Annotated in this window: 11 protein-coding genes; 3 read left to right on the top strand and 8 right to left on the bottom strand. The window is 45.5% G+C overall.

Features of this window, described 5'->3' with window-relative positions:
• Positions 1–112 precede the first annotated feature (112 nt).
• A complete protein-coding gene (locus Q0757_RS02930; protein ID WP_298784582.1) occupies positions 113–559 on the top strand; it encodes a DUF4385 domain-containing protein in 447 nt (148 codons plus the stop codon).
• 22 nt (positions 560–581) lie between these two features.
• Here the strand turns inward: Q0757_RS02930 and Q0757_RS02925 are convergent, their stop codons facing one another.
• Positions 582–1,757, bottom strand: a complete 1,176-nt coding sequence (locus Q0757_RS02925; RefSeq protein WP_298784580.1) for a pyridoxal phosphate-dependent aminotransferase — start codon at positions 1,755–1,757, stop codon at positions 582–584.
• Between the two features lie 227 nt (positions 1,758–1,984).
• Here Q0757_RS02925 and Q0757_RS02920 point away from each other — a divergent pair, with 227 nt between their 5' ends.
• Positions 1,985–2,923 (top strand): ABC transporter substrate-binding protein, encoded by a 939-nt coding sequence (locus tag Q0757_RS02920; protein ID WP_298784578.1) that lies wholly within the window; start codon positions 1,985–1,987, stop codon positions 2,921–2,923.
• 43 nt (positions 2,924–2,966) lie between these two features.
• On the opposite strand, the gene Q0757_RS02915 is transcribed toward Q0757_RS02920, so the two are convergent.
• The 7 genes from Q0757_RS02915 to Q0757_RS02885 all read right to left on the bottom strand — a co-directional run bounded on the left by Q0757_RS02915 (position 2,967) and on the right by Q0757_RS02885 (position 12,713).
• Positions 2,967–4,145, bottom strand: a complete 1,179-nt coding sequence (locus Q0757_RS02915) for an iron-containing alcohol dehydrogenase (RefSeq protein ID WP_298785379.1) — start codon at positions 4,143–4,145, stop codon at positions 2,967–2,969.
• Positions 4,138–5,661 carry a sodium:solute symporter gene (locus Q0757_RS02910; protein ID WP_298784576.1) on the bottom strand — a complete coding sequence of 508 codons (1,524 nt, stop codon included), beginning with the start codon at positions 5,659–5,661 and terminating at the stop codon, positions 4,138–4,140. The genes Q0757_RS02915 and Q0757_RS02910 overlap by 8 nt, the downstream gene beginning before the upstream one ends.
• A 109-nt stretch (positions 5,662–5,770) precedes the next feature.
• A complete protein-coding gene (locus Q0757_RS02905; RefSeq protein ID WP_298784574.1) occupies positions 5,771–6,238 on the bottom strand; it encodes a hypothetical protein in 468 nt (155 codons plus the stop codon).
• 27 nt (positions 6,239–6,265) lie between these two features.
• Positions 6,266–7,693, bottom strand: coding sequence for an aldehyde dehydrogenase family protein (locus Q0757_RS02900; protein ID WP_298784572.1), 1,428 nt, complete (start codon positions 7,691–7,693; stop codon positions 6,266–6,268).
• A 63-nt stretch (positions 7,694–7,756) separates the two neighbouring features.
• Entirely contained in the window at positions 7,757–8,770 is a 1,014-nt protein-coding gene (locus Q0757_RS02895; protein ID WP_298784570.1) for a LacI family DNA-binding transcriptional regulator, read from the bottom strand.
• 134 nt (positions 8,771–8,904) lie between these two features.
• On the bottom strand, positions 8,905–11,328 hold the full coding sequence (locus Q0757_RS02890; RefSeq protein ID WP_298784568.1) for a Lon protease family protein: 2,424 nt from the start codon (positions 11,326–11,328) through the stop codon (positions 8,905–8,907).
• Between the two features lie 152 nt (positions 11,329–11,480).
• Positions 11,481–12,713: an Nramp family divalent metal transporter gene (locus Q0757_RS02885; protein ID WP_298784566.1), complete on the bottom strand. Its 1,233-nt coding sequence runs from the start codon at positions 12,711–12,713 to the stop codon at positions 11,481–11,483.
• A 261-nt stretch (positions 12,714–12,974) separates the two neighbouring features.
• Between Q0757_RS02885 and Q0757_RS02880 the strand changes: the two genes are divergently transcribed.
• Positions 12,975–13,865: a C40 family peptidase gene (locus Q0757_RS02880; RefSeq protein ID WP_298784565.1), complete on the top strand. Its 891-nt coding sequence runs from the start codon at positions 12,975–12,977 to the stop codon at positions 13,863–13,865.
• Positions 13,866–13,890: the final 25 nt, after the last annotated feature.

Below are 13,890 nucleotides of genomic sequence, written 5' to 3'. Positions count from 1 at the left end.
TAGTTATTCCCCTTTTCAGGGAAAATAAATCTTGATAAGGCACGTATTTTCACACATAACTCTTATCATTTTCGGGCAAAGAAAACAAAGGCAAATAAAGGAGAGAGCAGCTATGAGCTTTAATTATAATGAAGATTTTGATCGTATTGATTTTCGTGAACAGCCGGATAAATACCGCGTAGGACGCGGGGAACAGGGCGTTTTAATGGTGGAGCCGTATAAAAGTGAAATTCTTCCGTATTGGAGGTTTAAGACCCCGGACATTGCCAGGGAGTCCTCCGGGCAAATTTATGAATTATTTTTGGAGTATAAAAAGCAAAAAGACTTCGTCGGAATGGATATGGCAAGAAAATTTCTGCAGATGGGCTATACGCGCTCACGCCGGTACGCCAACTATAAAGGAGGCAAAAAATACGACAAAGACGGTAACGTGAACGATCGTCAGATCAATGAAGAAAAAGCCGAATCCGCCCGGATTTTTGAGGAAAAATGGATTAAGGCCCGGGAGGACGAAACCTATTTATCGTGGAAAAAAGACCATCAGCAGAAATATGGGTGAAATAAAAAGTTAAACAGCTTTTTTATTTCACCGCCGCGGCTACACCCGCGATCCGTGCAGCCGCTTCTTTTAATCGCTGTTCCTCTTCGAGCAGACCAATGCGGACGTACCCCTCTCCCATGCTGCCAAAGCCATGGCCCGGGGCGACTACTACACCTGCTTCTTCGAGCAGCTCTTCGGTGAACGAAGCAGAGGTGTAGCCTTTTGGCACTTCCATCCATACAAAAAAGGAACCACGGGGCGACTGCACCGCTACACCGTGATCGTGAAGCGCCTGAATAAATACGTTTCTTCTGCTTTCATAAACATTCAGTATATCTTCAGCCATCTCTGCCCCGTGATCAAACGCATAAGCTGCCGTTTCCTGAACCGCCCCAAACAAACTTACATACAGATGATCCTGGATGTTATTAATCATTTCTATGACTGAAGCATTGCCCACCGCAACAGCCACACGCCATCCGGCCATGTTAAACGTTTTCGAAAGTGTATACATTTCTATGCCCACTTCCCGGGCCCCGGGGGTCTGAAGAAAGCTGGGAGGCTTTTCGCCGTCATAGCCGAGCGACCCATAGGCGAAATCGTGAACGACACAAATGTGGTGCTGGACAGCAGTCCGGACCGTCTCTTCAAAAAATTCCGTTGTAGCAGTGCCGGCAGTCGGGTTGTTAGGATAATTTAAAAACATCATTTTTGCCCGGTTGAGCACATCTGCTTCAATCTGCCGAAAATCGGGACGAAAATTATTTTCTTTTTTAAGCGGCATAAAAGCCGTTTCTGCGTTGGCAAGGGCTGTTCCCGAGAGATAGTCAGGATAACCCGGGTCTGGCAGTAACGCGGTATCCCCTAGGTTAAGAAGACACTGGCTGATCTCCACAAGCCCCGTTTTTGCACCGAATAAAACCGCCACTTCCGTTTTTGGATCCAACGTCACACCGTATTCCCGCTGATAAAAATCAGCCGCTGACTTCTTCAAAAATTCATACCCCCTAAATGGGGAATATTTATGGTATTCCGGATTTTCAGCAGCGCCCCTCATCTTTTCGACAATAGGCTCAGGAGTCGGCTGATCAGGATTTCCCTGGCCCAGGTTAATCAAGTCCTGTCCCTCTTCCTTGCGTTTCTGGACCTTTCTTGAAAGTGAAGCAAAAAATTGTTCCGGCAGTCGTTCGATTTGTTCAGACGGTTCGAATCGCATAAAATTTCCTCCTGTACGCAGAGTCTCCGGCATGCGTTTTACAATCGTAAAAGCAAAGTACCTTCAGTGTAACGTTAAACAGGCTAAAGCACACCCCTCCTGCTCTATTAAAAATATGCGAAAAACATTTTTTACTTAGTTCCAAAGGTTTACATTGTAATTATAAAATGAATACCATATAATAGTCATGCAAATGATTATTATTATCAACTAGGGGGATATACATATTGGTTAAAAAGTGGATTTCTTTATTTGCAGTTGGCTTCGCCTTTTTATTTGTGCTTGCTGCCTGCGGCAACGATTCATCCGGAGATTCCGGCGGAAGTGAAGACAGCGGCGAGAATGCGGAGGCAGAAACAAGAACAGTCACTGACCCCACCGGCCGGGAAGTGGAAATTCCATCAGATCCGCAAAACGTTGTAGCCCTGCAGAATGTAGCAGACATGCTGATTCTTGATGAACAGCCGATAGGCACTTCTGACTATTATCTCGATACGTACGGAGCCCAGCTCGAGGGAGTGGAAAGCGTTGGCGGTGATACGCCAAACGTCGAGAAGATCAACGAGCTTGAGCCGGATATGATCCTTTTATCCGATTATCAGTCGGACTCTCTCGATCAGCTCGAACAAATTGCTCCGGTGTATATGACTGCCTTTGGGGACACGCCGGAAGAGCAGCTTCAAAACACCGCTGATGCATTGAACAAAGAAGATGCCAGCGAAGAATGGCTGAACGAATATGAACGGCAGGCGGAGGAAGCCAGACAGACGCTTGCGGACAATGACGTGCCGGAAGATGCAACAGCAGCCGTCGTCCAATTCATCGGCAAAGAAGTTTACGTTCACGATCAATCCGTATTTGCCGGCCTGTATGAAGGCGCAGGGCTTGAACCGACAGAGGGCGTGACAGAAAACACGGAAACGCAGGCTATTTCTCTTGAAACAGTGCCTGATTACGTGGAAGGGGCCGACTACCTGTTCGTTCTCACCGACCAGGGAGAGCCGACAGAGCAATCCCAGGAGCTTGTGGATGATCTGCTTGCTGATACCGAAGCCGTTCAAAACGAACAGTTTTATTATGTAAACAATACAAAATGGAGTGATTTCACGCTGCTTGGCCGTGAATACCAGCTCAACGATTCAGTAGAAAAAATTACCGGCGAATAAAGCAGAGGCCCGTTCTTTTTATAAGAACAGGGCCTTTTTTTACTTACTTGTCAATTTCTAAAATACCTGCATAAGCCGCTTCATACCTTCCTAAAATATCCTGATAAGAATACGGCTTAGGGCTTCTTGCTAAAAGCCTTGTTTGTTTTTCCCCACTTTCAGCCAAATTCACGAGATCACTTTCTTTAATTCCGAATTGCTCCAATGTAGAGGGAATCCCAACATCCTCCACAATGTTTTTCAGCTCCCGAACACCCGCTATTGCGGCTTCTCTTTTTGATAATCCTTCAGTATTTGCCCCTATCCGCTCTGCTATCACTCCCATTTTTTCCATGCAGGAAGGCCAGATGTAATCAAAGATATAAGGAAGAAGTACAGCATTCGATTCACCATGAGGGATTTTAAATAACCCCCCTAACGGATAGGCTAAAGCGTGTACACCAGCAACACCTGCATTATAAAAGCTTAACCCCGCAGTCATGCTCCCCCAGCTCATTTGTGCACGCGCCTCTTTATTACTGCCATTCCATACAGCTGTACGAATATTTTTCGCTATTCTTTCCATTGCGTCCAAAGCGAGAGCATCCGTCAGCGGAGTGCTGTTAACAGAAATATATGCTTCTACTGCATGAGTAAGAGCATCCACCCCAGTAGCAGCAGTAACCTTAGGTGGCACTGTCATCGTAAGATCCGGATCTACCACGGCAACATCTGCCAATAAAAATTCATGGGTGATTACGTCCTTGGTACCTTCCAGCGAAAATACGCTTATATCTGTTACCTCTGCCCCTGTACCGGCAGTTGTTGGTATTAAAAGCTTTGGGAGACCTCTATTTGCAAGGGATTTATCTCCTGAAAGGTTTAAATAATTCTCAATGGACCCTTCGTTACCGTGCAATACAGAAACTGCCTTTGCGATGTCAAGCGAGCTTCCTCCTCCAATTCCGATAACAAAATCCGCATCAAATGATTTTAGTGCCTGCAGGGCATTCTTTCCAATTTCTGCAGGCGGTTCCGGCTTTAGGTCGGAATATATTTCATATATTACCCCGGCTTCTTTTAACTGGTCTTCTAAAGGAGCTACGATGCCGGCATCCAACACCCCTGGGTCAGCAAAAACCATCACCCGCCCTGCCTGATAGGACTTCAGCAAAGCCGGTATTTCATTTACCGCTCCTTCACCTGAAACAATTCTGATTGGGGAAACAAACGATTTATACATTTTTTCCACTCCTTGTACTAGGTTTTTGTTTTATATCTAAGCCGCTTTCCTTTGGTGCCTCCGTAGTAGCTATAGTTACAATATACATCGTCAGCATACCGACGATGACCCCAATACCAGCAGCTCCGAAAGGATTAGAGAAGTTAAGTCCAATTGGCAGATACACGAACCAGTATACAACTGTGGCTGCTATCAAAGAGGAAATAGCCGCTGTTTTGTTTGCCCGATCCCATATACCACCGACCACGATAGGGCCTGCAGTAGCCGCCATGATACCTCCAATGCCGATCCACATGAAAACTGCCAGGAATTCTGGCGGGGACCAGGCGAAAAAGATAGCTGCTATGATTACTACAAAGGTGCTGTAACGACTGATAATCAATTCATTGCGTTCCGCTTTTGCCTTCGAAATATTGATTTTAGGCACAATCGTTTTACGATATAAATCATTAGCCAGCAGTTGAGTCAGTGATACTATCAGACCGTCTGAAGTTGACATTACAGCAGATAGTACAGCTATTGCCAGAAATGCTGCAATTACTGGCGGAAATATTTCACTGAAAAGGACCGGAATTATCTGGTCAGGACTAATACCTGCGTCTGCACCGACTACGGCCACTCCAAGCATTCCGCCCAACGCCATTAAAGGCAGGATTGTAGCAAAAATAGTACAATACATAATCAGCTTTCTAATATCTTTACTGCCTTTCACAGCCATAAATTTGTTACCAAGGTGCGGCTGCACGGAAAAAGGTAAGTGAGCTACAAATAGTAAGGCTACCAGCCAAAAAGCTCCGTACGTATTATCACCGGGAAGAAACAATTGATTAAAGCCGCCCTGGGGATTTTCATTACTCACTGTGTTCAGCATATCGGTAAAGCCGCCATTGACGCCTACGCTCGTCATAAAGCAAACAAATACTGTAATAGCCACTATTAGCATTAAAAGTCCCTGTACAGCATCGGTAATAATATCTGAGTGCGACCCTCCCATAAATACATACACAGCAAGTACTGCTGCTGTGATAATTAAACCAACTCCGTAATCAACACCCATCATAGTTTGAAACATTGTCGCAGCAGCAACAAATTGAGAAACGACGTAAAAAATAAGCAAAATGGAAATAATCGTTAAAGCAATCCGCAGAAAATCACTTTTGTATCTTTCGCCGATAAATTCCGGAATCGTTCTTGTACCGAATTCATCGCCATATTTCTTTATAACCTTAGCTACAAAAAGCATGCCAATAACGGTGGCTATAGGATAAAGCAGCGGATACCAGAGGCTCGGAGTCCCGATGCTGTAAGCAAGCCCCGGCATGCCCATAAAAGTGGAGCCACTGGATATACCCGCTGCAATTACTAAGGCGATTACTAAGGGGCTGTAGCTTGATCTTGCGGTGGCAAAATCCTCTGACGTTTTCGTTTTTTTCATTCCAATCCAGCCGAAATAAAGCATCATTAGTATAAATAAGCCCATGAAAATCCAGGAATAGGTTACAATTTGTGTATCCATCGAATCCCCCTATTCTTTTTCCTTTAAAATATTTGTTTTCCAAAGTGTCAGTGCCATCCCGACCCAGGTGCCAGCTATACAAACGGCCATAATTATCAGGAAGTTCATTCTACGCTCCCCTTTCTTGATAAAATCGCTGGATAATAGGAAACTTTTCTAATTTATCGTAAGATTCTGAACTCACTTCATATAACATTACTTTCATTTTATTACTGTTAAGTTTTTTTGCACTTTCAATTTGATAAGGAGCATAAAAAACATACGTGTTCTCCCTTTTTACTACAGGAACCTTCCAGGAACGGCGTTGATATAAAAAGTATTTTCTTAATGTCTCTTTTCCCTGCTCCTGAAATTCCTGCTTCTCGATCTCATAAGGAATAATTGCTTCGTTCTGTACTTCGACAGTTTCACAGACTGGCAGACCATCTATGATGCCCTGCTGATTTGTTATCCCGTCTCCAGCGGTAATAATTTTTTCTGTTCGTTCGCCAAATAGGGTCTGAAACGTTACGAGCCATTCAGCTGCGTACTTAGGATAATAACAAGTAAACAAATACTCTTTTTTCTTTCCTCTCATTGTCTGTATTTGCATACTACTCTCTCCTTAACGGTATTTTATACTTATCATTTTTAATTCCGTCATTTCTTCGATAGCATATTTTACCCCTTCCCTTCCATAGCCGGAATCCTTCACTCCCCCGTAAGGCATATGGTCGAAACGGAGAGTAGGGACATCGTTAATGAGAACCTGCCCGGCTTCTATGCGATGTGCCATATCAACGGCCTGTTTCAGATCATTTGTAAACACCCCCGCATTCAGGCCAAATCGGCTGTTATTCATTTGTTCCAGAGCTTCTTCAGAGTTTTTTACTTTGTTGATGATTACTACCGGCCCAAAAGCTTCTTTGCAGGATATAGAGGATGTAGAAGAAGCATTGGATAAAATCGTTGGCTCTAGACCATTACCAACTTTTTCTCCTCCTGCCAGAACCTCTGCTCCCTCTGCTTTTGCTTCTTTAATCCATTCATACAGGCGCTGCTGTGATTTTTTATTAATCAGGCTCGAAACCTCCGTGCTTTCTTCCAAAGGGTCTCCGAATTGAAGCCGGGCAGTTTTTTCTGAGCACTCTTGTATAAATTCATCAAAAATTTCTTCATGCACATAAATGCGCTGTGTACTCAAACAAACCTGGCCATTATAAGCGAACGCCCCTTTAACTGATTTCTCAGCCACTTCACTCACTTCTCCGCGGCATGACTGATCCACATACATCGGCGAGTTGCTTCCTAATTCAAGAGTCATTTTTTTCAGGCCGGCTTCTGCTTTGAGCAGCTTTCCTACTTCCGGGCTGCCGGTAAAAGATATTTTTTTAATTCGTTCATCCTTCAGCATTACCTCTCCCAGCGTTTTTCCATCTCCAGGAACTATTGCGATTGCACCTGGGTGAAGACCTGCTTCACTTAATATTTCTGCCAGGAGCATGCTTGAAAAAGGAGTTTGCTCCGCTGGTTTAACCACGATAGTGTTTCCTGCGGCTATTGCCGGGCCAACCTTATGAGTAACAAGATTTAATGGAAAATTAAAAGGAGTAATTGCTCCGACCACTCCGATTGATTCATGGAGTGTATAAGCATCCCGTCCTTCACCGCCTTCTGCAGCGTCTAATTGTAAGTATTCCCCGTTCATTCTCTTGGTTTCTTCGCCTGAAAATTGCAGCGTCTGCACGGTCCGCTGGACTTCTGTGCGGGCAGCAGTTACCGGTTTACAGGCTTCCTGAGAGATAATCCTCGCAGCTTCTTCCTCCCTATCCCGCAGAATCGTTGCAGCTCGGAATAAAATCTCAGCTTTTTCGTTTGATGTTAACGCTTTCATTTTTTTGTACGCTTCCTCTGCTTTTTCTATTGCTTCACTCATCTCGGAGGGGGTACAGTCAGCTGCTTCTCCAATCAAACCTTCCGTATGGGGATTAAAAACTGAATAATATTTTTCAGCCGCCTTATCCTCTCCTGATAAAAACAAACCCTTTTTCATCCTTCATCCTCCTAACAAAATTCGTGAATACGTATTCTCGGAAGCGAAATTAAACCGCTCAGTTTATACTGAGCCTGGTTTAAAAGGTCCCGTCGTCTTTCTTTGATACAGCGCAGGTTCCAGGGTAACCTGGATCGGGGACATATTTTCTTTTCCGGCTTCAATGGAATTAATAAGGTGTTCAATTCCAAGTCTTCCTAAATTTTTATTGGACTGGGCACCGATAGTGGTTAATTCAAACGCATGATGCCGGGCCATCCGTACATTGTCCACTCCGCAAATACTAATATCTTCAGGGATCCGGTACCCGAGTTCCATGAGTGTATCCATGGCAGTAATAGCTATAGCATCTGTAGCAGCAAACACCGCTGTAGGACGTTCTTTGCGCCCCATCATTTTAAAGATGGCATCTGCTATTGCTTCTTCACTGGTGTCCGTTTCGTTTAAAAAAACTTTATCAGTCTCCATGGTTTGTTCCGCTATTCCTTCCGTAAATCCTAAATACCGGCCGTAAAAAGTGGATGTATACATCGGCCCTCCGATGAAGCCTATATACTTGTGCCCGAGCTGATATAAATGATCTGCAGCCATCTTTCCAGCCTGGTAATTATTTAATTCAACAAAATTTCCACCTTCGTTATGCTTGCGGTTAAACATTACATAAGGTATTTGAGAGTTCTGCAATTCTTGAAGAATGGGATCATCCATGAAAACCGAAGATAAAATAATACCGTCCACCTGCATGGAGAGAACCGTTTCATATACAGCCATATTGTCTCCATTGTTTTCAAAAAAAACGTTTGTGTTATACCCCTTCTCTTTCGCGTAGTTCACAATAGATGAAGTAGTTTCCACAAAAAAGGGGTTATGCAACGGGCCCGATATAAGCGCTATTGTTTTGGAACGCTTACTGACTAACGACCTGGCTATAGCGTTTGGTCTGTAGTTTAACTTTCTCATTGCTTCTGTGACTTTTGCTACATTTTCCTTGCTTACCTTGTTGGAATTATTCAGCACCCTGGACACTGTCGACTGGGATACTCCTGCTTCTCTGGCAACTTCTTTGGAAGAAATCATTTTTTAACTCCTGGTGAATACGTATTCACGGTGACTTGGTTTTATTATGGAACCGCATACATGAAAAGTCAAGAGCAATTTTCTCAATTTTATAAAAAGCACAGCCCGCGCTTACAGGCTGTGCTCTCCGCTTATTATTCCGTCCCATGCTGCCGGATTTCCATTTCATACATGCGGTTAAAACGGGCTTCCGTGCGGGCAAATACCGAACCTTCCGGATACGTGCCGTCCTCTCGGCGTACCGCTCCCGCCCGTTCACCCGTCAGAATTTCCATACCCTCCGAAATATGGCCGACTGCCCATACATGGAAGCTGCCTGCTTCCGCCGCTTCCACAACCTCTCGAGCGAGCATTAAATTGCGGGCATTCTGCTTCGGGATAATGACCCCCTGCCTGCCGGTCAGCCCTTTTTCCCGGCAAATATGATAGAAACCCTCGATTTTCTCGTTAACACCGCCGATTGGCTGAATTTCTCCCCACTGATTGACCGAGCCGGTTACTGCTATACCCTGGTAAATAGGTACTTCTGCCAAAGATGAAAGCAGCACGTACAGCTCTGTGCTTGAAGCGCTGTCGCCATCGATCAGACTGTAGGTCTGCTCAAAAGTGATGCTCGCCGATAAAGGAATAGGACGGTTTTTAGCAAACTGGCCAGAAAGAAAGCCGGTCAAAATCATCATGCCCTTGTGATGAATCTGGCCGCTGAGAGACGTTTCACGCTCAATGTTCATCAACCCGCTTTTCCCGACATACGTCTGCGCCGTAATTTTCGTCGGTATGCCAAACATGGAGTCTCTTGTTCCCATCACAGCCAGTCCGTTAATCTGCCCGACCCGGTAGCCTTCCGTTTGAATCATGATTGTTTCATCATGAATTTTCTCCCGGTACTGTTCGGGAATATGGCTTGAACGTCTGTATTTCTCCTCAAGCGCCCGGAAGATGTGCTCTGCTTTGACGTAAGCATTACCCTCCTGCAGCGCGTAGTGGCTGGATTCTACGAGCAGCTTTGTAATATCCTGAAACCTGGTGGTCATTTTTCCCTGTTCATCTATTAATCGGGAGCTGTAGTCGATCACTCTGGCCACAGCTTCCCGGTGAAACGGAAGCAGGCCTTCTTCCTGAACGTAGTTTTTCACGAATCCGGCCATTTTCCAGCTGTTTTCATTGCTTTTGGTCATGACGGTATCGAACTCTACTTTGACCTTAAACAGCTTATCAAACTCTTCATCAAGCCTCGAGAGCAGATCATAAACATAATAAGAGCCAATAATAATAACCTTTGTCCGGAAGGGAATGGGCTCCGGCTTTAGTGCACTGGTTGGCAGCAGCCCCCGCTCTTCATAGGAGTTTTCAATATGCACATGCCCGGTCTGAAGCATCCGTTTTAATCCCGGCCAGGCACCTGGATGCTGGAGTAAATCCGCCGCCTGAAGAATCAAATAGCCGCCGTTCGCCAGATGCACCGCTCCTGGTTTAATGAAAGTAAAATTCGTCACCAGGCTGCCAATCTGCCCCTGGTATTCCACCTTGCCAAACAGATTGTGATACGTCGGATTCGATTCGTAAATTACCGGGGCTCCGTCTAAATGCTTGTTGTTGACGAGCAGATTCACCACGTACCGCTGATACTGTTTTTCCTTCATTCCTTCAAGCGCCCCCGCCGAGCCCTCCTGTCCCTGGCCTTCGGCAAAAAAGTAAAAATGCTCTACAACGTCCCGCTCGTATGCGGTCAAATAAGCCGTTACCTTTGGCATATGACCGTACTGCCTGCGAAGCGGCTCAAATAGCTTTTGTACCGCGGCCGAGGCTGTGTCTGCCATAAATATCTGCACGTCTTTACGGAAGGTTTCCTCCATTTTGGCCACACGCCGGAGAGCGTCCTGCACTTTTTCCTCCACGAGTTTTTCGTTTGCCCTCAGCTGTTCCTTTTCTGCTTCAAGCAGGTGCTGGTACGTCTCCCTGTTCATTGGCTGACCGCGCTGAAGGGGAATTTTATTAATGCCATTCTGCATGCGTTCGAGTTTGAAATGATGCTGCACCGCGAACTGGTCAGTTTCTTTCCACAGCTCGTCCATCTCCGTACGCAGTTGTTCAAACATTTCCCGCTTTTGTCTCTCGTGATTGTCGCTTGAGAACGCTGTCTTTAGTTCACGCCCGATGTTTACCAGAAGCCCTTCGACCTCGCGGCGGAAACGCTGGCCTTCCCCGGCCTGAAATGAAAGCACTTCCGGGCGGTCCGGATTATCAAAATTATGCACGTAGCACCAATCATCCGGCTGCTTCTGTTTCCGGGCCAGGTTTTCCACACTGTGCTGGGTATATGTCATTCTTCCACTCCCCGTGGGACCGACTACAAATAAATTATACCCCGCCTGGCTTACTGAAAGACCAAACTCCATGGCCCGCTCGGCCCGCTCCTGGCCGATCATTTCATAAGGGAAATCGTTCATGTCCTCTGTCGTTTCAAATGAGAAGGCTTCAGCATTAAATTCCAAACGAAGCTCTGCTGGGGACAGCTCATGCAGAGCAAGCCTTTTTTCATAATCATGATGATTCATGAAACGCCCCTCCTTTCACCACCAGCCCGTTTTTAATGCGCTTTTTGCTTTCGCGTCCGGGCCAGAGTGCCGTACCGATTTGTACTATCTATTCCCGTTCTCGTCACTCCTATGCTGCGTCTTTTTATTTTCCTTCAAGAAAAACAGGCAGTTTACGAAGTAAAGCTCATAATCGCATCTACAATACTGTAAACGCCGAGAAATACGCAGATTAAAACAATAATCCCACCCACCAGATTCATCTTCCAGTGGTTCACGTAATGGCCAAGGCGGTTTTTGTTATTCATAATAACCAGGAGCATAATTGAGACAAAGGGCAGAATGAGACCGTTTAATGCCTGAGCAAAAAGTAAAACATCGAGTGGCTCGAACCCAAGTCCGGAGGAAATAATTCCAATAGCCATCACAGACAAAAACACTAGTTTGAAGCGAATATTTTTCATACCGCGCTCCCACTTCAATACGCTGCTGACGGTAACTGCGGCCCCGAGCGGTGATGCAAGCGCGGAAGAAAAACCGGCGGCACATAAGCCGATACTGATAAAAGCGGTAGCCCAGCTGCCAAGCAGTGGTTCAAGCTGCAAAGCAAGATCTGCCACGGACTCTACTTCCAGACCGCGGATCGTCGCCCCGGACGTAATTAAAATCGCTGCAGTAATTAAGCCGCCCAAGCCAATGGACAAAACTACGTCCAGACGTGCTTCTTTTAAATGCCGAGGCTCACTCCAGCGTTCTTTTACATTCTCGGAATGAAGAAACAGATTATAAGGAACAACTGTGGTACCTACAATTGCAATCACGGTAATAATAGCTCCCGTTGGAATCGATGGAACAAAGGCACCCCGAAACAGATCGCCGGGATCAGGCTGTGCCGTGACCATTGTAGTCACAAACGTTATACTCATGACCGTAATTAGTACTATCATGACCCGTTCAATGAGCTTGTAGCTTCCACTAAGACCGATCAATAAAATAATAATGCCTACGACAGGACCGATCGTATTTTCAGAAACGCCCGTTAAGGTCGTTAATCCTAAAGAAGTACCGAGTAAGTCCCCTGCGATGTAGGCAGCACAGCCGAATACAATAGCGATAATCATCAGCCACATGGATCCGTATTTCAGCAGCGGGTTTGTGAACTGGTCCCTGATTGCCGCTCCCAGCCCCTTTCCTGTAATAATCCCCAGCCGCGAGCACATCTCCTGAAGTATGACGGTGGTAATAATTGAAAAAACCACTGCCCAGAGCAGGGCAAAGCCAAAAGAGGCTCCTGCACCTGTGGCCGTTGTTACCGTTCCCGGTCCTATAAACGATGCTGCTACAATCACCCCCGGACCAAGCACCTTTACTCTTTCTCTCAGCGGCCTCTTTTCTGCTCTCTCCATTGTTCGACCTCCTTTTAAATACTAGCTTTATAAATAATCGTAATATTCATTTTATTAAAAATATTACAGCTGTTGAGATTGGCTCCTTTCCTTCCTCCCGCCATTTATCTCTATATTAAATAGGAATTATTCATTAATTATGTCCTATTTTCATAAATAACGTTATTAAAACGTAATCTGGCTGAAACCTCCCGAATGGTTTTGTCTGTTACACTTACTCCCGGTTCGATAAATTGATCAACACCACAAGGAGGAACCTGAATGTTTAAATCCAACAGACAAGCACCAAAATATATATTATCCTCAGCCGTCGTTACGGCTTTAGCTTTAACACCGGCTTTAAGCGGAAATGCCGATGCATTCGCTGATCCTGATTCAGACGAAAGCAGCAGCTCCAGCCAAAGTGACTCTTCCGATACAGAAAACGAAACTGAATCTGTTGATGATAACCTGCTTTATCTCGGCGATACCGGCAGCAGTGTAGAATCTCTTCAGTCGGCTTTAAGCGATCTTGATTACTATAACTCTGAAGCTGATGGTACTTACGATGATGAAACTGTACAGGCTGTAGAAGCATTTCAAACAGAAAATAACTTAAGCATAGACGGCATCGCAGGCCCTGAAACAATGGGAGCATTGGACGAAACAGACAGCTCATCCGAGGCCGGCGGTGAAACAGAAGAAAGCAGCAGCGAGAACAGCGAAGATAATGATGAAAGCGAAGAAGTTGCTTCTGCATCCTCTGAAGAATCTTCGGAGCCTAACGATGAAAGCACATCAGCCAATACATCTGATTCCGGACTTGTCGATTCCGCGGAAAGCGTACTGGGCACTCCTTATGAATGGGGCGGAACTACCGCAAGCGGTCTGGACAGCAGCGGTTTTATCAACTACGTGTTTGAAGAAAACGGCATAGACGTTTCCAGAACCCATGAAGGCATCTGGCAGAACAACGGTGAATTTGTAGAAGAGCCAAACGTAGGCGACGTTGTCTTTTATGAAGGTACGTACGACACAGAAGGCGCTTCGCACAGTGGCCTTTACATCGGGGACGGCCAAATGATTCACTCCGGTTCAAACGGTGTCGAGGTCGCTGACACGAACAGTGATTATTGGGAAGAGCACTACATTGGTGCAAAATCAATCGATTAATTCCTTCATCTTTTAATTAACCGCC

Source organism: uncultured Marinococcus sp., from assembly GCF_947493875.1.
Classification (GTDB): Bacteria; Bacillota; Bacilli; order Bacillales; family Marinococcaceae; genus Marinococcus.
The sequence above is the reverse complement of the archived record's forward strand: the minus strand, read 5'-3'. Positions and strand labels throughout refer to the sequence as shown.